Origin of the sequence: Geodermatophilus maliterrae (assembly GCF_041018925.1) — a bacterium.
Taxonomy (GTDB): Bacteria; Actinomycetota; Actinomycetes; order Mycobacteriales; family Geodermatophilaceae; genus Geodermatophilus; species Geodermatophilus maliterrae.
The window spans coordinates 37,414-60,870 of the sequence record NZ_JBFNXQ010000018.1; the positions used below are offsets into that span (position 1 = coordinate 37,414).

Annotated in this window: 23 protein-coding genes and 1 tRNA gene; 11 read left to right on the forward strand and 13 right to left on the reverse strand. The window is 75.2% G+C overall.

Annotated elements, in window-relative coordinates; translation table 11 throughout:
- Positions 1–21 precede the first annotated feature (21 nt).
- A complete protein-coding gene (locus ABQ292_RS08105; protein WP_369205070.1) occupies positions 22–1,305 on the forward strand; it encodes a glycosyltransferase 87 family protein in 1,284 nt (427 codons plus the stop codon).
- Here the strand turns inward: ABQ292_RS08105 and ABQ292_RS08110 are convergent.
- From ABQ292_RS08110 to ABQ292_RS08130, 5 genes are all read right to left on the reverse strand, one after another.
- Positions 1,238–3,031, reverse strand: a complete 1,794-nt coding sequence (locus ABQ292_RS08110) for a S9 family peptidase (protein WP_369205072.1) — start codon at positions 3,029–3,031, stop codon at positions 1,238–1,240. The two genes, ABQ292_RS08105 and ABQ292_RS08110, sit on opposite strands and share 68 nt — an antisense overlap.
- 82 nt (positions 3,032–3,113) lie before the next feature.
- Positions 3,114–4,226 (reverse strand): hemolysin family protein, encoded by a 1,113-nt coding sequence (locus ABQ292_RS08115; protein ID WP_369205074.1) that lies wholly within the window; start codon positions 4,224–4,226, stop codon positions 3,114–3,116.
- On the reverse strand, positions 4,223–5,572 hold the full coding sequence (locus ABQ292_RS08120) for a hemolysin family protein (protein WP_369205076.1): 1,350 nt from the start codon (positions 5,570–5,572) through the stop codon (positions 4,223–4,225). The genes ABQ292_RS08115 and ABQ292_RS08120 overlap by 4 nt, the downstream gene beginning before the upstream one ends.
- A 102-nt stretch (positions 5,573–5,674) precedes the next feature.
- Positions 5,675–5,748: transfer RNA gene (locus ABQ292_RS08125), tRNA-Pro, on the reverse strand.
- A gap of 84 nt (positions 5,749–5,832) precedes the next feature.
- Positions 5,833–6,741 (reverse strand): metallophosphoesterase, encoded by a 909-nt coding sequence (locus ABQ292_RS08130; RefSeq protein WP_369205078.1) that lies wholly within the window; start codon positions 6,739–6,741, stop codon positions 5,833–5,835.
- Between the two features lie 74 nt (positions 6,742–6,815).
- Between ABQ292_RS08130 and ABQ292_RS08135 the strand changes: the two genes are divergently transcribed.
- On the forward strand, positions 6,816–7,268 hold the full coding sequence (locus ABQ292_RS08135; RefSeq protein WP_369205080.1) for a GatB/YqeY domain-containing protein: 453 nt from the start codon (positions 6,816–6,818) through the stop codon (positions 7,266–7,268).
- 104 nt (positions 7,269–7,372) lie between these two features.
- Here the strand turns inward: ABQ292_RS08135 and ABQ292_RS08140 are convergent, their stop codons facing one another.
- From ABQ292_RS08140 to bagA, 3 genes are read right to left on the reverse strand one after another with little or no spacing between them, the layout of a single operon-like run.
- Positions 7,373–9,508, reverse strand: a complete 2,136-nt coding sequence (locus ABQ292_RS08140; RefSeq protein ID WP_369205082.1) for a transglycosylase domain-containing protein — start codon at positions 9,506–9,508, stop codon at positions 7,373–7,375.
- Between the two features lie 41 nt (positions 9,509–9,549).
- Positions 9,550–10,803 (reverse strand): ATPase BagB, encoded by a 1,254-nt coding sequence (gene bagB / locus ABQ292_RS08145; protein ID WP_369205084.1) that lies wholly within the window; start codon positions 10,801–10,803, stop codon positions 9,550–9,552.
- The gene (bagA, locus tag ABQ292_RS08150) at positions 10,800–11,792 is read right to left on the reverse strand and encodes an ATPase BagA (protein WP_369205086.1); all 993 of its coding nucleotides are present in this window, start codon (positions 11,790–11,792) and stop codon (positions 10,800–10,802) included. The genes bagB and bagA overlap by 4 nt, the downstream gene beginning before the upstream one ends.
- A 96-nt stretch (positions 11,793–11,888) precedes the next feature.
- On the opposite strand from bagA, the gene sp36 reads away from it, so the two are divergent.
- The 3 genes from sp36 to ABQ292_RS08165 are packed head-to-tail and all read left to right on the forward strand — an operon-like array spanning position 11,889 to position 13,352.
- The gene (sp36, locus tag ABQ292_RS08155) at positions 11,889–12,062 is read left to right on the forward strand and encodes a Sp36 family protein (RefSeq protein WP_369205088.1); all 174 of its coding nucleotides are present in this window, start codon (positions 11,889–11,891) and stop codon (positions 12,060–12,062) included.
- 10 nt (positions 12,063–12,072) lie between these two features.
- The gene (locus ABQ292_RS08160; protein WP_369205090.1) at positions 12,073–12,555 is read left to right on the forward strand and encodes a RidA family protein; all 483 of its coding nucleotides are present in this window, start codon (positions 12,073–12,075) and stop codon (positions 12,553–12,555) included.
- The gene (locus tag ABQ292_RS08165; protein WP_369205092.1) at positions 12,552–13,352 is read left to right on the forward strand and encodes an NUDIX hydrolase; all 801 of its coding nucleotides are present in this window, start codon (positions 12,552–12,554) and stop codon (positions 13,350–13,352) included. Before ABQ292_RS08160 ends, ABQ292_RS08165 begins: the two co-directional genes overlap by 4 nt.
- Positions 13,353–13,447: 95 nt before the next feature.
- Here ABQ292_RS08165 and ABQ292_RS08170 read toward each other — a convergent pair whose 3' ends face one another.
- Together ABQ292_RS08170 and ABQ292_RS08175 are read right to left on the reverse strand one after the other, a co-directional pair.
- Positions 13,448–14,125 carry a Crp/Fnr family transcriptional regulator gene (locus tag ABQ292_RS08170; RefSeq protein WP_438940575.1) on the reverse strand — a complete coding sequence of 226 codons (678 nt, stop codon included), beginning with the start codon at positions 14,123–14,125 and terminating at the stop codon, positions 13,448–13,450.
- Between the two features lie 186 nt (positions 14,126–14,311).
- Complete coding sequence (locus ABQ292_RS08175; RefSeq protein ID WP_369205094.1) at positions 14,312–14,551, reverse strand: hypothetical protein; 240 nt, start codon at positions 14,549–14,551, stop codon at positions 14,312–14,314.
- Positions 14,552–14,656: 105 nt separating this feature from the next.
- Between ABQ292_RS08175 and nth the strand changes: the two genes are divergently transcribed.
- Genes nth through ABQ292_RS08200 form a run of 5 tightly spaced genes read left to right on the forward strand, consistent with a single transcriptional unit; the run spans position 14,657 to position 18,451 of the window.
- Positions 14,657–15,439 carry an endonuclease III gene (gene nth, locus ABQ292_RS08180; protein WP_369205096.1) on the forward strand — a complete coding sequence of 261 codons (783 nt, stop codon included), beginning with the start codon at positions 14,657–14,659 and terminating at the stop codon, positions 15,437–15,439.
- Entirely contained in the window at positions 15,436–16,038 is a 603-nt protein-coding gene (locus tag ABQ292_RS08185; protein WP_369205098.1) for a TlpA family protein disulfide reductase, read from the forward strand. The genes nth and ABQ292_RS08185 overlap by 4 nt, the downstream gene beginning before the upstream one ends.
- Positions 16,035–16,805 (forward strand): NUDIX hydrolase, encoded by a 771-nt coding sequence (locus tag ABQ292_RS08190; RefSeq protein ID WP_369205100.1) that lies wholly within the window; start codon positions 16,035–16,037, stop codon positions 16,803–16,805. The genes ABQ292_RS08185 and ABQ292_RS08190 overlap by 4 nt, the downstream gene beginning before the upstream one ends.
- Positions 16,802–17,266, forward strand: coding sequence for a cupredoxin domain-containing protein (locus ABQ292_RS08195; RefSeq protein ID WP_369205102.1), 465 nt, complete (start codon positions 16,802–16,804; stop codon positions 17,264–17,266). Before ABQ292_RS08190 ends, ABQ292_RS08195 begins: the two co-directional genes overlap by 4 nt.
- A 6-nt stretch (positions 17,267–17,272) precedes the next feature.
- A complete protein-coding gene (locus ABQ292_RS08200) occupies positions 17,273–18,451 on the forward strand; it encodes a MarP family serine protease (RefSeq protein ID WP_369205104.1) in 1,179 nt (392 codons plus the stop codon).
- Positions 18,452–18,592: 141 nt separating this feature from the next.
- Here ABQ292_RS08200 and ABQ292_RS08205 read toward each other — a convergent pair whose 3' ends face one another.
- The 3 genes from ABQ292_RS08205 to acs all read right to left on the reverse strand — a co-directional run bounded on the left by ABQ292_RS08205 (position 18,593) and on the right by acs (position 22,294).
- A complete protein-coding gene (locus ABQ292_RS08205; protein ID WP_369205106.1) occupies positions 18,593–19,489 on the reverse strand; it encodes an alpha/beta fold hydrolase in 897 nt (298 codons plus the stop codon).
- 83 nt (positions 19,490–19,572) lie between these two features.
- On the reverse strand, positions 19,573–20,091 hold the full coding sequence (locus ABQ292_RS08210; protein ID WP_369205108.1) for a phage holin family protein: 519 nt from the start codon (positions 20,089–20,091) through the stop codon (positions 19,573–19,575).
- A 250-nt stretch (positions 20,092–20,341) separates the two neighbouring features.
- Positions 20,342–22,294, reverse strand: a complete 1,953-nt coding sequence (acs, locus tag ABQ292_RS08215) for an acetate--CoA ligase (RefSeq protein WP_369205110.1) — start codon at positions 22,292–22,294, stop codon at positions 20,342–20,344.
- 132 nt (positions 22,295–22,426) lie between these two features.
- Here acs and ABQ292_RS08220 point away from each other — a divergent pair, with 132 nt between their 5' ends.
- Positions 22,427–23,131: a (2Fe-2S)-binding protein gene (locus ABQ292_RS08220; RefSeq protein WP_369205112.1), complete on the forward strand. Its 705-nt coding sequence runs from the start codon at positions 22,427–22,429 to the stop codon at positions 23,129–23,131.
- Positions 23,132–23,457 lie beyond the last annotated feature (326 nt).

Sequence of the window (23,457 nt, forward strand, 5' to 3'; positions counted from 1 at the left end):
CGCCGAGGGCGGCCGGCTCCGGTGGGCGGCAGGACCCCGCTCCCGGCCGGCCGTGCCCGGGTCGCCGGGCAGGTCGCGGTCGTCCTGCTGCTGTCCGCGGTCGTCGCCGGGGTGTCGACGGTGGTGCCCAACGACCCCTGGCACGACTTCTTCGACCTGCGCGTCTACCGCGGCGCCGTCGTGTGGTGGCTCGACGGGCGGCCGCTGTACGACTTCACCTACGGCCGCAGCCCCTACGGCTTCACCTACCCGCCGTTCGCCGCGCTCCTGGTCGTCCCGATGGCCGCGCTGCCGTTCTGGGCCGTGGCGAGCGCGCACACGCTGCTCAACGTCGCCGTCCTGGCCGGGCTGACGCGCTGGCTGGTGGTCCCGGTGGCCCGGCGGCACGGGTGGCCGCTGCCGTTCGCCTGGGTGGTCGCCGTCCCCGCGCTGTTCGTCCTCGAGCCGGTCCGGGAGACGATGGGCTTCGGCCAGGTCAACCTGTTCCTGGCCGCGCTCGTCCTGGCCGACGTCGCCGCCCTCCGGCGCGGTTCCCGGTGGGCGGGCGTCGGCATCGGGCTGGCCGCGGCGGTGAAGCTGACCCCCGGCCTGTTCGTGGTCTACCTGCTGCTCACCGGCCGACGGCGCGCGGCCGGGGTCGCGGTGTCCACCGCCGCGGGGGCGACCCTGCTGGCCGCAGCCGTGGCGCCGGCGACGTCGTGGCGGTTCTGGACCCAGACGCTGTGGGAGACCGAGCGGGTCGGCCGCCTGGACAAGACCTCCAACCAGTCGCTGCTCGGTGCGCTGGCCCGCCTCGCCGACCCCGGCGAGCCCCCGAGAGCGGTCTGGCTGGTCCTGGCCGTCGGTGTCCTGGCGCTGGTGCTGACCCGCGCCGTGCGGGCGGCCCGCGCCGGGGACGACCTGGCCGGCGTCGCGCTGACCGGGCTGGCCGCCTGCCTGGTCAGCCCCGTCTCCTGGTCGCACCACTTCGTCTGGCTGGTGCCGGCGCTGGTGGTGCTCGTCGACCTCGCCGCAGGCGCCCCGTCCGCGCCGGGCACCCCGCGGTGGTGGCGGGACCGCTCGCGCGTCCTGGCCGGGTCGCTGGCGGCCGTCACGACGCTGGTGCTCGCCTCGTCGTCGATCTGGTTCGCCTTCGCCCTGACCGGCCACCACCACGACGCCGGCGTGCGCGGGATCGTCGTCGAGGACCTCTACCTGCTGGTGACCCTCGCCGTCGTCGCCGCGCTGCCCGCCCGGCTCACGGTGCGACGTGGCGGAGCGCGAAGGACAGCGCCGTCTCCACCTGGCGGATCGTCTCCTCGATGACCAGCGAGCCGTGGCCGGCGTCGAAGCGGTACACCTCGTGCGGCGCGCCGAGCTCCTCGAGCCGGCCCAGGTAGTTCTCGATCTGGCGGATCGGGCAGCGCGGGTCGTTGGCCCCGGCGACGACGAGGACCGGCGCGCGCACCTGCTCGACGTAGGTGATCGGCGAGGACCGCACGTAGACGTCGCGCACCTCGTCCGGGGAGCCGCCGAACAGCGCCCGGTCGTAGGCCCGCAGGCCCTCCATCTCGTCCTCGTAGGCGGCCAGGTAGTCGGCCACCGGCACCTCGGCGATCCCCGCGGCCCAGCGCTCCGGCTGGGTGCCCAGGCCGAGCAGGGTGAGGAACCCGCCCCACGACCCGCCGGAGATCAGCGCCCGCGACGGGTCGAGGAAACCCTCCTCGACCAGCGCGTCGTACACCGCGGCGACGTCCTCGAGCTCGGTGAGCCCCGGCCGGCCGGTGAGCGCGTCCCGCCAGGCGCTGCCGTAGCCGCTGGAGCCGCGGTAGTTGACGTGCACCACGGCGTACCCGGCGTCGACGTAGGCGGCGCGGCGGGCGCGGTAGGAGTCGTCGTCGGCCGCCTCCGGGCCGCCGTGCACGAGGAAGGCCGTCGCGTACGGCGCCGGCCCCGCCGGGCGCACGACCAGCGCGTGGACGTCGCCGCCCGGCCCGGGCACCCAGCGGTCCTCGACCGGGAAGGCCGCGGGCGGCTCCTCGCCGGGCGCGGCCAGCACCACCGGCCCGTCGGCGCGGCGGACCACCGGCGGTTCCTGCGAGGAGGACCAGGCGAGCTCCACCGTGCCGTCGGGGCGGGCGGTGGCCCCGCGGACGACGCCGCGCGGGGTGTCCAGCCGCTCCAGCGCCCCGCTGCCGAGGTCGTAGCGGTAGAGCTCGCTGCGGGCGGCGTGGTCGTGGCCGACCAGCAGCGCCGAACCGTCGGGGTACCAGCCGGCGGTTACGTCCCCGGGCAGGTCGAGCACGATCTCGGTCTCGGTGCCCGTCGTGACGTCCCAGACCAGCAGCTCCTCCCGGCCGCGCCGCTCGTGGCCCACCAGCAGCCGCCGGTCGCCGGGCAGCGGCGCGAACTCCAGCGCGTGCAGGCCGCGGCCCTCGCCGTCCCACTTCTCCGCCACCACGGAGTCGTCGTCGGTGCGCAGCACCCGCAGTGCCGGGTAGCGCGGGTCGCCGTGCTCGGAGTGCGAGATCACCAGCAGCTCGTCGTCGAGGGTGAGCGCGTCCACCGAGGCCGGGTCCTCGTGCCGGTAGACCACCCTCGGCGTCCCGCCGGAGGGGACCAGCCACAGCTCGCTGCCGTCGTCGGTGGAGCGGCCGACCGCGACGACCGAGGCGCCGATCTCCAGCCCGGCGGGGTAGGCCGGCCCGACCTCCGGGACGGCGACCCGGTCCGCACCGCCGCGGAACGGCTGCACCATCCAGACGCCGAACTCGTCGCCGTCGGTGTCGGCGAACCACCAGATCGTCTCGCCGTCCGGGCTGATCGTGCTGATCAGGGTGCCGTTGGCCCGGTCGGTGACCTGGCGGTGCACGTCGGTCGTGCGGTCCCAGGCGTACTGCTCGACCACGCCGCTCACGTCGGAGGAGTACAGGCTGCGGTGCGGGGCGTGCAGCGCCCAGTCGGGCAGGCTGACCCGGGGTGCGCGGAAGCGGGCCTGCCACCGGGCGGTGACGTCGGGCGGGAGGACGGGCGCGGTGGTCTCGGCACTCATGCGGACTCCTCGCTGGCGCTCGGCGCCGCACTCGTGCGGCACTGCGGTGTCGTCGGGCGAGGTCGCACGCTCCCTCGCCGGCTCATCGTCCCCCGGCGCCGGCGCCCGCCGGGTACCCGGCCCGGCCGGCGCGGGCAGCCCGGTCGGCCAGCACCCGCGTGTGCTCGGCCGCGGCGTCGCGCACGTCGCCGATGAGCAGCTCGAGGACGTCCTCCAGGGCCACCAGGCCCACGGTCCGCCGGTCGGCCACCACGCCGCCGAGGTGCGCGCCCTGGGCCCGCATCTCGGCGAGGACCTCGGGCAGCGTGCTGCCCGGTGCCAACGGCACCAGCGGGGTGACGTGCTCGTCGGGGACGGGCCGTTCGCGTCCCTCGGCGTCGATGCCCAGCACGTCCTTGACGTGCACGAAGCCCAGCAGCGCGCCGTCCTCGCCCTGGACCGGGTAGCGGCTGAAGCCGTGCTCGGCGACGACGGCCTCCAGCTGCCGCGGCGTGGTCGAGCGCGGCACCGTGACCACGCCGTCCATCGGCAGCAGGACGTCCTCGACGGTGTGCTGCTCGAAGGTCAGGGCACCGGCGGCCAGCTGGCCGACCTCGCTGCCCAGCAACCCCTCCTGCTGCGACTGGGTGACCATCGAGCTGATCTCGGTCTCGTCGAAGCTGGCGGCCACCTCGTCGGTGGGCGTGACGCCGAAGAGCCGCACGAAGGCGTTGGCGATCGTGTTGAAGAACCAGATCACCGGGCGGAGCAGCCGGGTGAAGGTGGCCAGCGGCGGGCCGAGGGCCAGCGCCGCGCGGTCGGGCCCGGCGATGGTGATGTTCTTGGGCACCATCTCGCCGAGCACCATGTGCAGCACGGTGACGATCGACAGCGCGATGACCAGGGCGATGGGGTGCAGCAGCGCCTCGGGGACGCCGAGGGCGGCCATGGGCGCCTCGATGAGGTGGGCGACGGCGGGTTCGCCGACGGCGCCGAGGCCCAGCGAGCACAGCGTGATGCCCAGCTGCGCGCCGGCCATCATCTGCGAGACGTTGCGCATGGCGGCGAGGGTCTTCTTCGCCCGCGCGTTGCCGGCGTCCGCGCGCGGCTCGAGCTGGTCGACCCGGGCCGACACCAGCGCGAACTCCGCCGCGACGAAGAACGCGTTGCCCAGCAGCAGCGCCACCAGCACCAGCAGGCTGACGGCGTCGCTCATGCCGCGACCTCCCGCTCGGCGCGGACCCGGGACGCCGTGGCGCCCGACGGCACCACCACCGTCCGCTCGGCCCGCACGCGGGCGACCCGCCGGCCGTCGAGCGACTCGACGGTGAGCCGCGCGCCGTCGAGCTCCACCGTGTCGCCGGCCTCGGGCAGCCGCTGCAGCTGCTCGGCGAGGTACCCGGCCAGCGTCTCGTAGCGGCCCTCGGGCACCGGGATGCCGGTGCGCTCGAGCACCTCGTCGGGGCGCAGCAGCCCGGAGAGCACCCACCGGCCGTCGTCGACCTGGCGCAGTGTGCGCAGCGGCCGGTCGGTCTCGTCGGTGATCTCACCGACCAGCTCCTCGACGATGTCCTCCAGCGTCACCACGCCGTGCGTGGCGCCCCACTCGTCGACGACCAGCGCGATCTGCAGGCCCTGCTCGCGCAGCAGGTCCATCAGCCGCTCGAGCCGCAGCGACGACGGGACGGCGAGCACCGGGTCGGCCAGCTCCCCGGCCGTGCGGCGGGAGCGCTCGCCCTCGGGGACGGCGACGGCGCGCTTGACGTGCACCACGCCGGTGACCTCGTCGAGGTCGGAGCCGTACACGGGGAAGCGGGAGTTGCCCGACTCGGTGGCCGCGGCGAGGACGTCGGCGGCCGTGGCGCTGGCCCGCAGCGTCCACAGCCGGGTGCGCGGCGTCATGACGTCGGTGGCGTACTTGTGCCGCAGCTTCAGCGAACGCTCCAGCAGCCGGGCGGCGACGGGGGAGAGGTCGCCCTCCTCGGCCGAGCGGCGGGCGACGGCGGCCAGCTCGTCGGCGCCGCGGGCGGAGTCGAGCTCCTCGCGCGGCTCGAAGCCCAGCCGGCGCACGATCGCGTTGGCCAGCCGCTGCAGGTTGTTCACGACGACGCCCGTGACCGCGGTGAACGCCCGCATGCCCGGCGCCACGAACGTGGCCACGCCGAGCGGGTTGGCGATCGCGAGGTTCTTGGGCCCCAGCTCCCCGAGCAGCATCTGCAGCGTCGTGGCCAGCGCCAGGGCCAGGCCGTAGGAGACCGCGGTGGCCGCGCCGCCGGAGACGCCCACCGCCTCCAGCGGGCCGCGCAGCAGCTCACCCAGGGCCGGCTCGGCGAGGTAACCGACCACCAGGGTGGTCAGCGTGATGCCCAGCTGGGCGGCCGAGAGCTGGGTGGAGAGCGACCGCAGCGCGGTCACCACGCCGCCGGCTCCCCTGTCACCGGCGCGGGCGGCCTCCTCGGCGCGCCCCCGGTCCACGGTGGTGAGGGAGAACTCGGCGGCGACGAAGAAGCCGGTGAGTGCGGTCAGCACCACGGCGGCGAGGAGGAGCAACCACTCGGTCATCAGGTCCCCGGTGCCCGCCGCACGGGCTCCCCAACCGGAGACGGACGATCCCGCCCCCGGAACGACCCAGGGGCCGCCTTCCGGCGGCCCCTGGGCAGTGGGTCGGGGTGACAGGATTTGAACCTGCGGCCTCGTCGTCCCGAACGACGCGCGCTACCAAGCTGCGCCACACCCCGAGGCGTGCGGCGACCACTGTACCGTCCCGCTCCCCGCGGCCCTTCTGCAGGGCCCTCCGACGGTGGGGGCAGAGGGGTCCTCCGTCACGGCTCCCGGGCGGTGAGGGTCAGCAGCGTCGCCTCGGGCGGGCAGGCGAACCGGGCGGGCGCGTACGGGCTGGTCCCGAGCCCGGCCGAGACGTGCAGCCAGGTGCCGGCGGGCCGGCCGGGCGCCGGCGGCGCCCAGCGGTGCAGCCAGCGGGCGCGCGCCCGGTCGATGCCGCAGTTGGTCACCAGCGCGCCGTAGAACGGCACCCGCAGCTGCCCGCCGTGGGTGTGCCCGCACAGCAGCAGCTCGTGGCCGTCGGCGGCGAACCGGTCGAGCACCCGCGGCTCGGGGGAGTGGGCCAGCCCGATCCGGAGGTCGGCGGTGGGGTCGGCCGGGCCCTCGACGAGGTCGTAGCGGTCCCGCCGGAGGTGCGAGTCGTCGACGCCGGCGAAGGAGATCCGCCGGCCGGCCACGGTGAGCTCGCCCGTGGCGTTGGTCAGGTCGAGCCAGCCGCGGGCGGTCATCCCGTCGCGCAGGTCGCGCCACGGGAGCTCCTCGCCGTGCACCCGCTTGTCGGTGCGGGTGAAGTACGCGAACGGGTTCTTCGGCCGCGGCGCGAAGTAGTCGTTGGAGGCGGTGACGAAGGCGCCGGGGAGGTCCAGCAGCGGGTCCAGCGCGCGCAGCGTCGGGCCGACGGCGTCGGCTCCGGCCAGGTTGTCGCCGGTGTCGACGACGAGGTCGGGCTCCAGTGCGGCCAGCGAGGCCACCCACTCCTGCTTGGACCGCTGACCGGCGGTCATGTGCAGGTCGGACAGGTGCAGGACGGTCAGCGGCGCGGAGCCGGGGGCCAGCACGGGGACGTCGAAGCGGCGCAGCGTCCAGCGGGTCCGCTCGTAGAGCGAGGCGTAGCCCAGCGTCGCGGTGCCCGCCGCGACGGCGGCCGAGGGCAAGGTGTACCAGCGCACGGTCCGGGAGCCTACGGGCGCGGGGGTGCGCCACCGGGCGTCCGGGGCGGCAGCGGCCGTGCCAGGCTGGGGCCGTGTCCGCCCTCAAGGATCAGCTGCGCGCCGACCTGACCACCGCGATGAAGTCCCGGGACGAGCTGCGCACCGCCACCCTGCGCATGGTGCTCGCCGCGGTCAGCGCGGAGGAGGTCGCCGGCAAGGAGGCCCGTGAGCTGAGCGACGACGAGGTGCTCGCGGTGCTGCGGCGGGAGGCCAAGCGCCGCCGGGAGGCGGCCGAGGCCTTCGCGGGAGCCGGCCGGTCCGAGCAGGCCGACCGGGAGCGGGCCGAGGGCGAGGTCGTGGCCGGCTACCTGCCGGCGCAGCTCGAGGACGCCGACCTCGCCGCCCTGGTCGCCGACGTGATCACGCGGACCGGCGCCACCGGCATGAAGGACATGGGCCGGGTCATGGGCGCGGCCAACGCCGAGGTCGCCGGCCGGGCCGAGGGTGCCCGCGTGGCCGCGGAGGTCCGCCGCCAGCTGGGCTGACGAAGGACCCCGTCCTCCCACGCTCGGGGCGGGACCCGGGACGGGGCCGCGCTGCAGGGGGACCGCTGCGAGGTCGCGAGCAGTGGGGGGCAGCGGGTCCTTGCTCAGTTGCCCCGGCCGCCGCCCCCGCCGCGGTTGCCGCCCCAGGTGCCGGGGTTGGCCGGCGGGCCGTCCGCGTCCCCGGTGGCCGGGGCCGGGCCGTCCACGGGCGCGGGCGGGGGCGGGGGCTGGTTCTGGCCCAGGAGGGCCGGGTCGGCCGGCGGGAAGGCCGCGGTGGGCTTGTCGGCGAGGTAGGGCGTCATCGCGTCCCGGAAGATCGTCGCCGGCATGTTGCCGCCGTAGCCGCCGACGTCCTGCTGGGTCTTGGGGTTGAAGACCATGACGCTGACCGCGTACTCGGGCATGACGCCGACGAAGGCCACCGAGTCCCGGCCCTGCGAGGTGCCGGTCTTGCCGGCGATCTGGTGGCCCGGGATGGCCGCCCGGGTGCCGGTGCCCTCGGGGCTGGCGGTGTCGCCGACGAGGATGTTGGCCAGCGTGTTGGCGATGTTGGCCGGGATCGAGTTCGGCGTGCAGTTGTCGCCGGTGACCAGCGGCCGTCCGTCGTCGCCGGTGAGCGGCTCGCCGTTGCGGTCGAGCACCTGCAGCACCGGGACCGGGTCGCACTGGGTCCCCTGGGCGCCCAGGGTGGCGTAGGCGTTGGCCAGGTCCAGCGGGCTGGTGGCCTCGGCGCCGAGGGTGAACGACCCCCGGTTCTCGGCGATGATCCGGTCGGCCGGGGTCTGGTTGGGCTGGTCGAAGTTCATGCCCATGCGCTCGGCCATGCGGACCGGGCCCTCGACGCTGCCGAGCCGGTCCTCCAGCGCCAGGAAGTAGGTGTTCGAGGAGCGGACCAGGGCCCCCACCATGTCGAGGGTGTCGGGGTAGTTGCCGACGTTCTCGACGCTGTAGGGCTGGCTGCCGTTCGTGTAGACCCGCGAGGTGTACCGGTTGCCCGGGGTGCTGATCACGGTGCTGGCCGGGAGGCCTGCCTCGAGCGCGGCCGCGGCGGTGAAGACCTTGTAGGTGGACCCGGCGCCCTTGCTGGCGACCGTGTTGAGCACGACCGACTCGCACTGCGGGTCGGCGCAGCCGTACTGCCGGTTCACGCTCATCGCGAGCACGTGGCCGGTGCCGGGCGCGATCGCGGTGAACATCCCGGCCAGCGGGTCGCCCATCGGCAGGGTGGTGAGCACCGCCTGGTCGCCGAGGGTCTGCAGCTGCGCGTCGAGCGTCGTCTGGATGGTCAGGCCGCCGTCGTCGAGCTGCTCCTGACTGATGCCGAGCGTGCCGGTGAGGTACCCGGCGACGTAGGCGCAGAAGAAGCCGCCGACCGTGGCGTCGATGCAGCCGTTGGGTGCGTTGGGGCTGGGGGCCACCTGCACCGGCTGGCCGGAGATCTCGGCGAGCTCGGCCTCGGTGACGTGGCCGAGGTCGGACATCCGCTGCAGCACCTGGTTGCGCCGGTTCTGCGCGTTCTCCGGGTTGGTGATCGGGTCGTCGTTGGCCGGGCTCTGCACCAGCCCGGCGAGCATCGCCGCCTGCGGGAGGGTGAGGTCGGCGGCGTCGACGCTGAAGTACTTCTGCGCGGCGGCCTGGATGCCGTAGGCGCCCTGCCCGAAGTACACGATGTTGAGGTACCGGGTGAGGATCTCGTCCTTGTCGTAGGTCTCCTCGAGGGCGAGGGCGAGGCGCGCCTCGCGCAGCTTGCGGCCGATGTCCTGCTCGGTCGCCGCCTGCCGGTCCTCAGCGGTGTCGGCCGTCTCCAGCAGGGTCTGCTTGACCAGCTGCTGGGTGAGCGTCGAGCCACCCTCCTGCACGGACCCGGCGGCGACGTTGGTCACCGCGGCGCGCAGCGTGCCCTGCACGTCCAGGCCGTTGTGCTGGTAGAAGCGCGAGTCCTCGATGTCGACCAGCGCCTGCTTCATGACGTCGGCGATCTGGTCCGACGTCACCACGGTGCGGTTGTTCGCGTAGAAGCTGGTGATCAGCGACCCGTCCGCCGCCAGCACCCGGGAGTTGCCCGCCGGCGTGGCGTCGGTGAGCTCCACCGGCAGCGCGTCGAGCAGCGTGGCGGAGTTCCTCGCGACGACGCCGGCCCCGCCGACGACGGGCAGCGCGAGGGCGGCGACGAGCGCGCCGGCCACGACGATCAGCGTGGCGAGCTTGACCAGGACCCTGGTGCGGGCGGGAGTCGACATCACCCGCCAATGTACGGCGCGTTCCGGCGGCGGGTCCCGTCTCAGGCGCGGCGCGCGGGCAGCACCCGGGCGCGCGGCACGCCGGTCGGCGTGTCGTCGTCCGCACCGGTGAGGGCCTCGCCCATGGTCCGCAGGCCGTCGAGGTCGTGGACGTCGCCGGCCGCGGCGGGGACGGTCCGGATCGCCACCTCGGGGTGGGCGCTGGTGAACCGGTCGGCCAGCCGCTGCTCGCGGGTGGCGAGGGTCATCCGCTCGGCGTGCACCCGCAGCACGCCGGCGGCCAGGGCCGCGACCGCGTCCCCGTCGTCGACCGCCTCGGCGGCGGCCTCGGCGCGGGTGGCCGACAGGGTCGTGCTCGCCGGCGGGTGCGTGCGGTTGAGCACCAGCCCGGCCAGCGGCATCCCCTCGGCGGAGAGCCGGTCGACGAAGTAGGAGGCCTCCCGCAGCGCGTCGGGCTCCGGCGTCGCGACGACGACGAACCAGGTCCCCGGCTTGCGCAGCAGCTCGTAGGTGGCCGTGGCCCGCTCGCGGAAGCCGCCGAACATCGTGTCCAGCGCGGCCACGAAGGCGGAGATGTCGCGCAGCAGCTGCCCGCCCAGGATCTTGGAGATGATCCGGGTGAAGATCATGAAGCCGGCGCTGGCGAACTTGAACCCGGCCCGGCCGCCGGCCCGGGCGGGGGCGGTCAGCAGCCGGATCATCGTGCCGTCGAGGAAGCGGCTCATCCGGTTCGGGGCGTCGAGGAAGTCCAGCGCCGACCGGGACGGCGGGGTGTCGACGACGATGAGGTCCCACTCGTCGCCGGCCCGCAGCTGTCCCAGCTTCTCCATCGCCATGTACTCCTGCGTCCCGGCGAAGGACGAGGAGAGGGTCTGGTAGAAGGGGTTCTCCAGGATCTGCTCGGCCCGCTCCGCGGTCGAGTGCGCCACGACGATGTCGTCGAACGTGCGCTTCATGTCCAGCATCATCGCGTGCAGCTCGCCCGGGACCCCCGGGACGTCGACCGGCCGCGGCTCGTTGTCCAGCTCGACCAGCCCGAGCGACTGGGCCAGCCGGCGGGCGGGGTCGATGGTGAGGACGACGACCCGGCGGCCGGCCTCCGCGGCGGCCAGCGCGAGCGCGGCCGACGTCGTCGTCTTGCCGACGCCGCCGGAGCCGCAGCAGACGATGATCCGGGTGTCGGGGTCGGCGACCAGCGCCGCGAGGTCCAGGGGCGGGGCGAGCCGGTCGGTCGCCGGTCGAGCGGTCCGGGCCGGCCGCGACGGCGTCCCGGGCGTCTCCTCCGCGGCGCTCATGCCGCCACCTCCGCACCGAGGTGGTCCTCGAGGCGGCCGGCCAGCTCGAACAGGCAGCCGAGGTCGATCGGTGCGGTCAGCAGCGGCAGCTCCACCGTCGGCCGTCCCAGGGCCTCCACCCGGGTGCGCAGCGCGTCCTGGGCGGCCCACCGCCGGGCGTGCTCGACGGCCTCGGCGGCCAGCGCGTCGGCGAGGGCGCCGTCGCCCGGGAGCCCGGCCGCGGTCAGTCCCGGCGCGAGGTCGGCACCGGTGAGCCGGCCCTCGGCGGCCCGGGCCAGGCTCGCGGACGGCAGCACCGGCTCGGTGGCCATGTTGACGACGACCGAGCCCACCGGCAGGCCCACCGCGGTGAGCTCGGCGATGGCGTCGGCGGTCTCCTGCACCGGCATGTCCTCGAGCAGGGTGACCAGGTGCACCGCCGTCTGCGGGGAGCGCAGCACCGCCATGACGCCGTCGCTCTGGGTCTTGATCGGCCCGGAGCGGGCCAGGCCGGCCATCTCGCCGGTGACGTTGAGGAACCGGGTGATCCGCCCGGTCGGCGGGGCGTCGACGACGACGGCGTCGTAGACCGGACGGCCGTCCTTGCGGCGGGTGACCGCCTCCTTGATCTTCCCGGTGATCAGCACGTCGCGCAGGCCCGGGGCGATGGTGGTGGCGAAGTCGACCGCGCCCATCTTGCGCAGCGCCCGGCCGGCCCGCCGGAGGTTGTAGAACATCTCGAGGTACTCGAGCAGGGCCTCCTCGACGTCGATCGCCAGGGCCCGCAGCTCGCCGCCGTTGCGGGTGACCGCGACCCGGCGCTCCTCGTAGGGCAGAGGGGGCGTGTCGAACAGCTGGGCGATGCCCTGGCGGCCCTCGCACTCGACCAGCAGGACGGTGTGTCCCTCGGCGGCCAGGGCGAGGGCCAGGGCGGCGGCGACGGTCGTCTTGCCGGTCCCGCCCTTGCCGGTCACGACGTGGCAGCGCACGGGGAGGGGCTGGGGGCTCACCCCGACCAGCCTATGCGGACCCCGTCCTGCCCACCCCTCGCGAGCTCGGGGCGGGACCCGGGACGGAGCCGAGGACCTGCGCTAGCGTCGTCCCCCATGAGCGAACCGGCCCGCCGCCGCTGGGAGTACGCGACCATCCCGCTGCTGATCCACAACACCAAGGCGATCCTGGACTCCTGGGGCGTCGACGGCTGGGAGCTGGTCACCGTCCTGCCCGGTCCGAACGGCGCCGCGCAGCCGGTCGCCTACCTCAAGCGCCCCGTCGACTGAGGCCGACGCGATGACCCAGACGCAGGGCACGCCGACGCAGAGCTGGAAGGCGCGGCTGGCCGAGCTCGGCATCCGGCTGCCCCCGGTGGCGGCGCCGGTCGCCTCCTACGTGCCGGCCGTGCGCAGCGGGCAGCTGGTCTTCACCTCCGGCCAGCTGCCCTTCGTCGACGGCGGGCTGCGGCGCACCGGCAAGGTCGGCGGCTCGGTCGACCCGGAGGACGCCGCCGCAGACGCCAAGCTGTGCGCGCTCAACGCGCTGGCCGCCGTCGACGAGCTGGTCGGCCTGGACTCGGTGGCCCGCGTGGTGCGCGTGGTCGGCTACGTGGCCAGCGCCGAGGGCTTCACCGGCCAGCCGCGGGTGGTCAACGGCGCCAGCGAGCTGCTCGGCAAGGTGTTCGGCGAGGCCGGCCGGCACGCCCGCAGCGCCGTCGGCGTCGCCGAGCTGCCGCTGGGCGCTCCCGTCGAGGTCGAGCTCACCGTCGAACTGCGGTGACGGCGGTCCGGCCGGCGGCGACGGTCCTGCTGCTGCGCGACGGCGCGGCGGGTCTCGAGGTCCACCTGCTCCGCCGCACGAGGGGCATGCCCTTCGCCGGCGGGATGACCGCCTACCCCGGCGGTGGCGTCGACCCGCGCGACGGCGACACCGACGTCGCGTGGGTGGGGCCGCGGCCGGCCGTGTGGGCCGACTCGCTGGGCTGCGACGAGCGCGTCGCCCGCGAGCTGGTCTGCGCGGCCGTCCGCGAGACGTTCGAGGAGGCCGGCGTCCTGCTGGCCGGGGCGCCCGCCGGGTCGGACGGGCCGGACGTCGTCCCCGACGTCTCCGGTGAGGAGTGGGAGGCGCAGCGGCAGGCGCTGCTGACGCGGGAGCTGTCGCTCGCCGAGCTGCTGGCCGCCCGCGGGCTGGCGCTGCGCTCGGACCTGCTGCGGCCCTTCGCCCACTGGATCACCCCGCCACAGGAGACGCGGCGCTACGACACCCGCTTCTTCGCCGCGGCCCTGCCGGCCGGGCAGGAGGCCCGGGACGTCTCCGGCGAGGCGGACGAGGCGAGCTGGCTGACGCCCGCGGGAGCGCTGGCCGAGATGCGCGCCGGCACGCGGCCGATGCTGCCGCCGACGATCCACACCCTCGACCAGCTCGCCGCGTTCCCCGACGTCGCGTCGGCGCTGGCCGGCTCGCCGCCGGCACCGCTGAGCCCGATCATGCCGACGTTCGCCGACGAGCCCGACGGCCGCTGGGCGGTGCTGCCCGACGGCACCCGGATCCGCCTGGTCGTGCCGCTCCCCTCGTGACCCTCCGGGTCACACCGCGGCCCGCCCGCGGTCACGACCGCACGGGAGGGGCTTGAGACCGGCGCGGTCCCGGGCCCCTCCCGTGCGGTGCCGTGTCAGCGCGCGCGGCGGCGCAGACGGTCCTCGTCGAGGATCACGACCGACTTGCCCTGCAGCTGGAGCCAGCCGCGGTGCACGAAGTCGGCCAGCGCCTTGTTCACCGTCTCGCGGGAGGCGCCGACCAGCTGGGCCAGCTCCTCCTGGGTGAGGTCGTGCTTGACCCGCAGACCGTCGGACTCCCGGCTGCCGAAGCGGTCGGCCATCTGCAGGAGCGCCTTCGCGACACGGCCGGGGACGTCGGTGAAGATCAGGTCGGCCACCGAGTCGTTGGTGCGCCGCAGCCGGCGGGCCAGCACCCGCAGCAGCTGCTCACCGATCTCGGGGTGGGCCTCGATCCACGGCCGCAGCACCGCCTGCGGCATCTTCGCCAGCCTGACGTCGGTCACCGCCGTGGCCGTGGCCGTGCGCGGGCCGGGGTCGAAGACCGACAGCTCGCCGAACTGGTCGGAGGGGCCCATGACGGCGAGCACGTTCTCGCGGCCGTCGGGGGAGCGGCGGGAGAGCTTGATCTTGCCGCTCAGCACGATGTAGAGGCTGTCACCGGGCTCACCCTCGTTGAAGACGACCCGGCCGCGGGGCAGGGTGATCGTCTCCAGACGGCTGGCGACCGGGCCGACGGCCTCCTCCGAGAGCCCCTGGAAGATCCCGGACTGGGCCAGCACCTCGTCCACCACGTTGTCTCTCCACCCCACCACTCGTGCTCGACCTGCGGGGCCGACGGCACCCGCATCCACGGCGAGTCTAGGGGGCTGTGCCCGTCGTCACCCGTTCGGTGTCGGGCGACCTCCCCCTCCCGGGGGAGTCGGCCCTCCTGCAGGGGCCCGCGGCGAGCCTGCGAGCGGTGGGGGGCAGCGGGGTCCTCAGACCAGCGGTTCGGTGCTCTGCTGCACACGCGAGCGGCGGCGCCGGCGCCAGCGGGCCATGGCCCGGCGGATGCCCGAGGCGGCCAGTGTGTCGACCTCGCCCGGCGACGCCGACTGGAGGAACTCGGCGACCTCGCGGGGCGACGTCGGCCGGCGCAGCGGCTCCTCCACGCGCTCCATGATCAGCAGGAAGGCGATGACCATCGGGGGGAAGAGGATGACGATGAGCGCGACCACGTCCACCTCCCGGTCCGGTCGCAGTGGCCAGGTCCTGTCCGGACCCCGCACGTCCATGGTGGCACGGGACCGGCGGTGTCGCTGGCGCCGCCTACCCTCGACCGCGTGTCCTCGCCGGCCTACGCGCGCCCTGCGGCGCGCCGCGCTCCCGCCCGCCGCCCGGCCGCCGCGCCGTTCGACCCGGGCGAGACGCCCCTGGCCCGCACCCGCCGCGCCCGCCGGATGGCCCGCGAGCTGGCCGTGATCCACCCCGACGCGCACTGCGAGCTGGACTTCACCACGCCCCTGGAGCTGCTGGTGGCCACCGTGCTCTCGGCGCAGACCACCGACAGGACGGTGAACAAGGTCACGCCGCGGCTGTTCGCCCGCTACCCCGACGCAGCGGCCTACGCGGGTGCCGACCGGGCCGAGCTCGAGGACGTCCTCAGGCCCACGGGCTTCTTCCGGGCCAAGGCCAACTCGGTCATCGGTCTCGGCCAGGCGCTGGTCGAGCGGTTCGACGGCGAGGTGCCCGGCCGGATGGCCGACCTCGTCACGCTGCCGGGGGTGGGTCGCAAGACGGCCAACGTCGTCCTGGGCAACGCCTTCGGCGTCCCCGGGCTGACCGTCGACACGCACTTCGGCCGGCTGGTCCGCCGCTTCGGCTGGACCGCCTCCACCGACCCGGTCCAGGTCGAGGCCGAGATCGCCGAGCTGGTGCCCAAGCGCGACTGGACGATGTTCAGCCACCGTGTGATCTTCCACGGCCGGCGGGTCTGCCACGCGAAGAAGGCCGCGTGCGGGGCGTGCGGGCTGGCCCGCTGGTGCCCGTCGTACGGCATCGGCCCCACCGATCCCGAGGCGGCGCTCAAGCTGGTCAAGACGCCCGCGGCGTCGGACACCGAGTGAGCACGGCGGACCGGGGGGGCGCGACGCGGCGGGCGGCCGCGCTGCTCGGGCTCGGCGTCCTCCTCGTGGCCTGCACGTCGACGGCGGACGACGGCGGCGGCACCCCCAGCGCCGCGCCGACGACGTTCGGCGCGCCGCTGCAGGCCTGCCCCGAGCAGCCCGACCGGCCGGCGAGCGGTGCGCAGACCCTGCCGCCGGTGTCGCTGGCCTGCCCCGGCGGCGGCACGTTCGACCTGGGCCGCGCGCCCGGGGCGCCGACGGTGGTGAACCTGTGGGCCAGCTGGTGCGGCCCGTGCCGCGAGGAGCTGCCGCTGGTGCAGCAGTTCGCCGACGTCGCCGCAGGCCGCGTGGGCGTGGTCGGCGTCATCAGCAAGGACGGCGTCCCGCAGGCCGACTCCTTCGCCACCGACGCCGGTGCCACGTTCCCGAACGCCTACGACCGCGACGGCGCGCTGATGGACGGCCTGGGCATCCAGGCGCTGCCCTTCACCTACCTCGTCGACGCCGACGGCGCCCTGGTGTTCACCAAGGTGGGGCCGATCGCCTCGGTCGACGAGCTGCGGGCGCTGGTCGCCGAGCACCTCGGGGTGCAGCTGTGACCGGCGTGCTGGCCGGGGTGGACCTCGCCGGCCTGCCGGACCACGTGCGCCGGCTGCTCGAGGCCGGCCCCGACCTCCCGCTGCGCCACCGCATGCCGCGTCCCAGTGCCACCGCGCGCCGCTCGGCGGTGCTGATCCTCTTCGGTGAGGGACCGCGCGGCGCCGACGTGCTGCTGATCGAGAAGTCCCCGCGGCTGCGGACGCACGCCGGGCAGCCGGCCTTCCCCGGGGGTGGCGCCGACCCGGGCGAGGACTACCCCGTGGGCACCGCGCTCCGCGAGGCACAGGAGGAGGCCGGCATCGACCCGGCCGGTGTGCGGGTGCTCGCGACGCTGCCGGAGCTGTTCCTCGGCCCCTCGGACAACCTCGTCGTCCCCGTCGTGGCGTGGTGGGACGATCCGCGGGACGTGACCGTGGGTGACCCGCGTGAGGTGGCCCGGGTGGCCCGCGTGCCGCTGGCCGAGCTCGCCGACCCGGCCAACCGGTTCCGCGTGCGGCACCCCTCGGGCTACGTCGGCCCGGCCTTCGGGGTGGCCGGGATGGTCGTCTGGGGCTTCACCGGCGGGCTGCTCGACGCGGTGCTCGAGGCGGCCGGGCTGGCGCGGCCGTGGGACGCCCGCGACGTGCGCCCGCTGGAGGTCGCCGGTGCGGGGCCGGCCGCGGCACCCGGCTCGCTGGGCGAGGGCGGCGCCGAGGACGCCGCCGCGCCGACGGTGGCAGACCCCCCGCCCGACGGCGGTCCGGCAAGTACCGTTCCCCCGCGATGAGCGGGACGAGGGGACGGGCCGGGCGCGTCCCGGCGCTGCTGTGCGGCGTGCTGCTGGCCGCCGGCGGACTGGCCGGCTGCGGCGGCGACGACGGCGCGGGCGCGGCCGGCACCTCGGCGCAGCCCTCGAACCCGTCGGCCGGCACGGTGACCACCGCCGAGGACGGGGTCCAGGAGGTCACCATCGAGAGCCCCGACGACTACGTCTTCGTGCCCGACACCTTCACCGTCGCCCCCGGCCGGGTCCGGCTGACCGTGACCAGCACCGCCGAGCAGATGACGCACAACTTCCGCTTCCGCCCGGACGCCGGCCCGGAGCCGATCGCCGAGGAGATCACGCTGCTGGCGCCGGGGGAGAGCCGCACCATCGAGTTCGAGGTCACCGTGCCGGGCGAGCACCCCTTCGACTGCACCTTCCACGTGCAGCTGGGGCAGTCCGGCGTGATGACGGTCTCGGGCTGAACCGTGGTGCTGGTCGACCTCCTCCTCGTCGCCCTCGCCCTGGCCTTCGCCTTCTCCGGCTTCCGGCAGGGCCTGCTGGTGTCGGCCACCTCCTTCCTCGGCTTCCTCGGCGGGGCGGTGCTCGGCGCGCAGCTGTCGGGCCCGGTCGCCGACCGCCTCGACGGCTCGCCGGTCACCCGCGTGTTCGCCGCGCTGGTCGTCGTCCTGGCCGGGGCGCTGCTCGGGCAGGTGCTGGCCGGCGCCGTCGGGCGGGCGGTGCGCCGGCGGGTCACCTGGGAGCCGGCCGAGGTGCTCGACTCGGTGACCGGCGCCGTGGTCTCGGCGGTGGCGGTGCTGCTCGTGGCGTGGATGATCGCCACCCCGCTGGCCAGCGCGCCCTTCCCCCAGGTCGCCGGGCAGGTGCGCCAGTCGGCGCTGGTGCAGGTGGTCGACCGGGTGGTCCCCGACAGCGTCCGGGCGGTGTACGACTCGCTGCGGGAGGCGATCGACCGGCGCGGCCTGCCCGACGTCCTCGACCCGCTCACCCCCACCCAGGTGCGCGACGTCCCGGAGCCCGACCAGGCCCTGCTGAGCAGTCCCGTGGTCGGCCGGGTGACCGGCTCGGTGGTGAAGATCAGCGGGGTCGCGCCGTCGTGCTCCCGGCAGATCGACGGCTCCGGCTTCGTCTACGCCGCCGGCCGGGTCATGACCAACGCCCACGTGCTGGCCGGCGTCACCGACCCCGTGGTCCTGGCGGAGGGCGAGGAGTACGAGGCGACGCCGGTCTACGTCGACGAGGAGGTCGACGTCGCGGTGCTCGCCGTCCCCGGTCTGCCGCAGGTGCCGCTGGCCTTCGCGCCGCAGTCCTCGGGCACCGGCGACGACGCGATCATCATGGGCTACCCGGGTGGCGGGGACCTGTTCGTCGGCCCGGCCCGCGTCCGCGACCGCGGCGAGATCAGCGGCCCCGACTTCCGCAACACCCGGACCGTCGAGCGCGAGGTGTACGCCCTCCGCGGCGAGGTGCGGTCGGGCAACTCCGGCGGGCCGCTGTTCGACCCCGCCGGCCAGGTGCTCGGCGTCGTCTTCGCCTCGGCGATCGACGACCCGCTCACCGGCTACGCGCTGACCACCGATCAGGTCGCCCCCGCCGCCCGCCAGGGCGCGGCGAACACCGCGCCGGTGGACACCGGCCCCTGCGAGTAGAAGGACCACCTCTCCCCCCACGCCTCGCACGCTCGGCGCGGGGCCCTGAGAGGTGGCCGTTCCAGCACGTCACCGCGCTCGGCGCGGGGCCCTGAGAGGTGGCCGTTCCAGCACGTCACCGCGCTCGGCGTTCGGCGCTCGTCAGCCGGCGGACCAGTCCCTGATGGCGGCGCCGACCTCGGCGGCGGCCTCCTCGGCCGGGAAGTGGCCGACGCGGGGCAGCTCCCGCCACTCGTAGGCCCCGGCGACGTAGCGGCCCGAGCCGCGGGCGGTGCCGGGCAGTACGAGGGGGTCCGCGGTGCCGTGCAGCTGCAAGGTGGGCGCGGTGACCGGCGCGGCCATCCGGCGGGCGTAGCGCAGCCCGTCGGGGCGCAGCTGGGACCGGCCGGCCCAGCGGAAGTACTCCATCGACCCGTAGGCGGCCTGCGGGATCCGCGCCGCGGAGCGGTAGCGCTCCACCGCCTCGGCGAAGTCGGCGGTGTGCGTCCACTCGGGCCCGGCCCAGCGGCGCAGGAAGTCGGCGACCGGGTCGTCGTCGGCGCGGGTCAGCCGCCGCTCGGGCAGCCGCGGCACCTGGAAGCCCAGGACGTGCCGCAGGGCGCGGCGCTGCGTGCGGTCGGCCAGCCCGGCGCGCAGCAGCCGGGGGTGGGCCATCGAGACGACGACGAGGCGGCGCACGCTGCGGGGGTGCAGTGCGGCCATCGTCCAGGCCACCAGACCGCCCCAGTCGTGACCGACGACGACGGCGTCGCGCTCACCGAGGGCCCGGACCAGCGCCGCCGCGTCGCTCGCCGCGGTGGGCAGGTCGTAGCCGCGCGGGGGCTTGTCGCTGGCCCCGTAGCCGCGCAGGTCGAGGGCGACGGCGCGGAACCCGGCCTCGGCGAGGACCGGCAGCTGGTGGCGCCAGGTCCACCAGAACTGCGGGAACCCGTGCAGGAGCAGCACGAGCGGGCCCTCGCCGGCCTCGGCCAGGTGCAGCCGGACGCCGTTGGCCGAGACGTCGCGGTGCACCCACGGGCCGGGCAGCAGGACGCTCATGGCGTCGGGCCGTTCGTCGCTGGGGACGGTGCCCGGCCCGCGACCGCCCGGCCCGGAGCGGGCGGGACGGTCGGCGGCGGCGCTCAGACCAGGTAGGTGTCGGGGCCGCGCCGCTCGACGCGGCCGTTGCTGACCGTCGGCAGGTCGCGGCGGCGCTGGCCGGGCGCCTCGCGGCGCATGACCTCGGGCAGCTCGCGCAGCGACTCGAGCGTCCGCTCCGGCTTGTCGATCTTCTTGACCATCCGCAGGCCCACCAGGCCGGCCAGGGCGGCGACGATCAGCAGGCCGACGGTGACGATCAGGTAGGACACCCAGCGGGCCAGGCCCAGCCAGGTGAACAGCTCGGCCAGCGTGACGAACAGGTAGATGCCGGCGAAGGCGAGCAGCACGCCGGCGGCGGCGAACAGGCCGACGCTGACGCCGGCCTTCTTCGCCGAGCCGGTGATCTCGGTCTTGGCCAGCTCGATCTCCGCGCGGATCAGCGTCGAGACGTCGGCCATCGCGCTCTGCACCAGGGAACCCACGGAGGGGTCGGTGCTGGTGGTGACGGCGGACGCGGCGGGCCGCGCAGCCGGGGTGGACGACGACACGCTGTGGGCCACGGGGGCTCCTCCCTGGTCGGGCACGTCAGGACGGCCGCCCGCGGCGGCCTCTCGGGAGGATCGTCCCTCATGATCGCGGAGCCCGCGCCCCGGCGTCCCCCGCGCGAGCTGCGCAGGGGACGCCGAGCGACCCCGAGGTGGCCCCGTCCCGGGTCCCGCCCTGAGCGTGCGAAGGGTGGGGAGGACGGGCGGCCCCTCTGCAGGGTCCCGCCGCGAGCGTGCGAGCGGTGGGGGGCAGAGGGGTCCTTCCTCAGTCGTCGGACGAGGAGCTGGCGGGCAGCTTGTCCTTGATCAGGTTCATCACCGAGGAGTCGGTGAGGGTGGTGACGTCGCCGAGCTCGCGGTTCTCGGCGATGTCCCGGAGCAGCCGTCGCATGATCTTGCCCGAGCGGGTCTTGGGTAGTTCCTGCACGACCATGATCTGACGCGGCTTGGCGATCGGGCCGATGTCCTTGGCCACGTGGTTGCGCAGCTGCTGCACCAGCTCGTCGCCGGAGTCCTCCGCGGCGCCGCGGAGGATGACGAAGGCGACGATGCCCTGCCCGGTGGTCGGGTCGCTGGCGCCCACGACCGCGGCCTCGGCGACCGTGGGGTGCGCGACCAGTGAGGACTCGACCTCGGTGGTGGAGATGCGGTGGCCCGAGACGTTCATGACGTCGTCGACCCGGCCGAGCAGCCAGATGTCGCCGTCGTCGTCCTTCTTGGCGCCGTCGCCGGCGAAGTACACCTCCTTGCCGAACCGCGACCAGTAGGTGTCGACGTAGCGGTCGTCGTCGCCCCAGATGGTGCGCAGCATGGACGGCCACGGCTCGGTGAGCACCAGCAGCCCGGTGGAGTCGTCGCCGAGCTCGTTGCCCTCGTCGTCGACGACCTTGGCGGAGATGCCGGGGAACGGCGTCTGGGCCGACCCGGGCTTGAGGTCCGTGACGCCGGGCAGCGGATTGATCATGTGCGCGCCGGTCTCGGTCTGCCACCAGGTGTCCACGATCGGGCACCGGCCGCCGCCGATGTGCTCGTGGTACCAGAGCCAGGCCTCGGGGTTGATCGGCTCACCGACCGAGCCGAGCACCCGCAGGCTCGACAGGTCGAACTTCGCCGGGATGTCCTCGCCCCACTTCATGAAGGTCCGGATGACCGTGGGGGCCGTGTACATGATCGTGACCTTGTACTTCTCGATGATCTCGAACCAGCGGCCGCGGTGCGGGGTCTCCGGCGTCCCCTCGTACATGATCGAGGTGGCCCGGTTGGCCAGCGGCCCGTAGACGATGTAGCTGTGGCCGGTGACCCAGCCGATGTCGGCCGAGGTCCAGAAGACGTCGTCGTCGGGCTTGAGGTCGAAGGACGCCCAGTGCGAGTAGGCGACCTGGGTGAGGTAACCGCCGGAGGTGTGCAGGATGCCCTTCGGCGACGCCGTCGTCCCCGACGTGTACATGATGTAGAGCGGGTGCTCGGCGTCGAATGCCTCGGGCGTGTGCTCGGCCGACTGCCGGTCGACGACGTCGTGCCACCACAGGTCACGGCCCTCGGTCCACTCCACGTCCTGCTGCGTGCGCCGGACCACCAGCACGTTCCGGACGCTGTCGGTGCGGCCGACCGCGTCGTCGACCGCGGGCTTGAGCGCGCTCGGTGCGCCGCGCCGGTAGCCGCCGTCGGAGGTGATCACGAGGACGGCTCCGGAGTCGGTGATCCGGCTGGCCAGCGCGTCGGCGGAGAAGCCGCCGAAGACGACCATGTGGACGGCGCCGATGCGGGCGCAGGCCAGCATCGCGACGACCGCCTCGGGGATCATCGGCATGTAGATGGCGACCCGGTCGCCGGCCTGGACGCCGAGCTCGAGCAGCGCGTTGGCGGCCCGGCAGACGTCGTCCTGGAGCTGGGCGTAGGTGATGGTCCGGGTGTCGCCGGGTTCGCCCTCCCAGTGGTAGGCGACCTGCTCGCCGTGGCCGTCCTCGACGTGCCGGTCCACGCAGTTGTAGGCGACGTTGAGCTTGCCGCCGACGAACCACTTGGCGAACGGCGGGTTGGACCAGTCGAGGACCTGGTCCCACTCCTGCGACCAGGTCAGCCGGCGCGCCTGGGTCTCCCAGAAGGCCAGCCGGTCGCTCTCGGCCTGCGCGTAGACGTCCGGACCGACGTTCGCGTGGGCGGCCAGCTGCTCCGGCGCCGGGAAGCGGCGGCCCTCCTGCCCGGTCGACTCGCTCACGTGGCGGCTCCCTCCGTATCGGCTGTGCCACCCAGCGGCGGGCGGCGTGGTCCAGCACACACCGTAGAACCCGACCCGGCCACGCGGAGAGTCCACGGCGACCCGCTCGCCGCGACCGGCGAGACTGGGGCGGTGGACGGCGGACCCCAGGCGGTGGTGGCTGCCCGCGTGCCCGGCGCCGCGGGCCTGGGGCTGCTGCCGCCGCCGTCGGCCCGTCCGGTGCCCGCCGCGCTGCTGGCCGACCCGGACTGGACGGCGCGGCGGGTCACCGCGCTCGGCCGCCGGTACCGCAGCGACGACCGCCGCGTCCTGGCCACGGTGTGGTGGTACTCGGCCTCGGCGGTGCTGCTGACGCCGGTGGTGGCGGGGCTGGCCACCGGCCGGCCGCTGTCGGCGCGGCTGGCCGACACGACCCTGTACGAGCTGACCGGGGGACTGCCGGTGGCCGGCGTCTCGGCGGCGCCGGCGGGACCGGACCCGGCGGGGGAGCTGCGGGAGGCGCTCGCGGCGGTGGTCGCCGCGGTGGCCCGCGCCGGCGGCGTGCGCGAGCGGCCGCTGTGGGCGGTGGCCACCGACTCGCTGGCCGGCCGGCTCCTGGTGGTGGGCCGGGCGCTGGGCGACGTCGCGACGGTGACCGCCCTGGCCGCACCGGTGGCCGCGGCCGTGGGGGAGCCGCTGCCGGCGCCGCGGTACACCGACGTCGGCGGCGTCCGGTTCGTGCGCCGGGTCTCGTGCTGCCTGCTGTACCGGCTGCCGGCCCAGCCGGTGTGCACCGCGTGCCCCGGCCGCCCGCCCGCGGAGCGGCAGGTGCTGCTGGAGGCAGCGGCTCGGCTCTGATCCGCAGGACTCACCGGTTGCGTGTGAGCGCATCGTCGTGGTGAGGCGCCGAGCAGTACGCCACGTGGTGCCCTTCCCGATTCAGGCGAAGGACCTGAGCAGACCGTACGACCGGCCACGGGGTCGCGGGACATCGGTGATGGTCTTCGCGTGCTCGCCGTGGCAGCGGCCAGGCGCGGAGGTCGAGGCCTGCTCGCACGCCACGGGGCCACGACCGGACGAGGACGAGCGCCACGACGTGTCGCCCGCACCGGCGTCTCGGGACGCCGCTGCTCCCGCTGTACGACGGGTGGCACCAGCGCCGGGTGTCCTGCGATCCGCCCGGG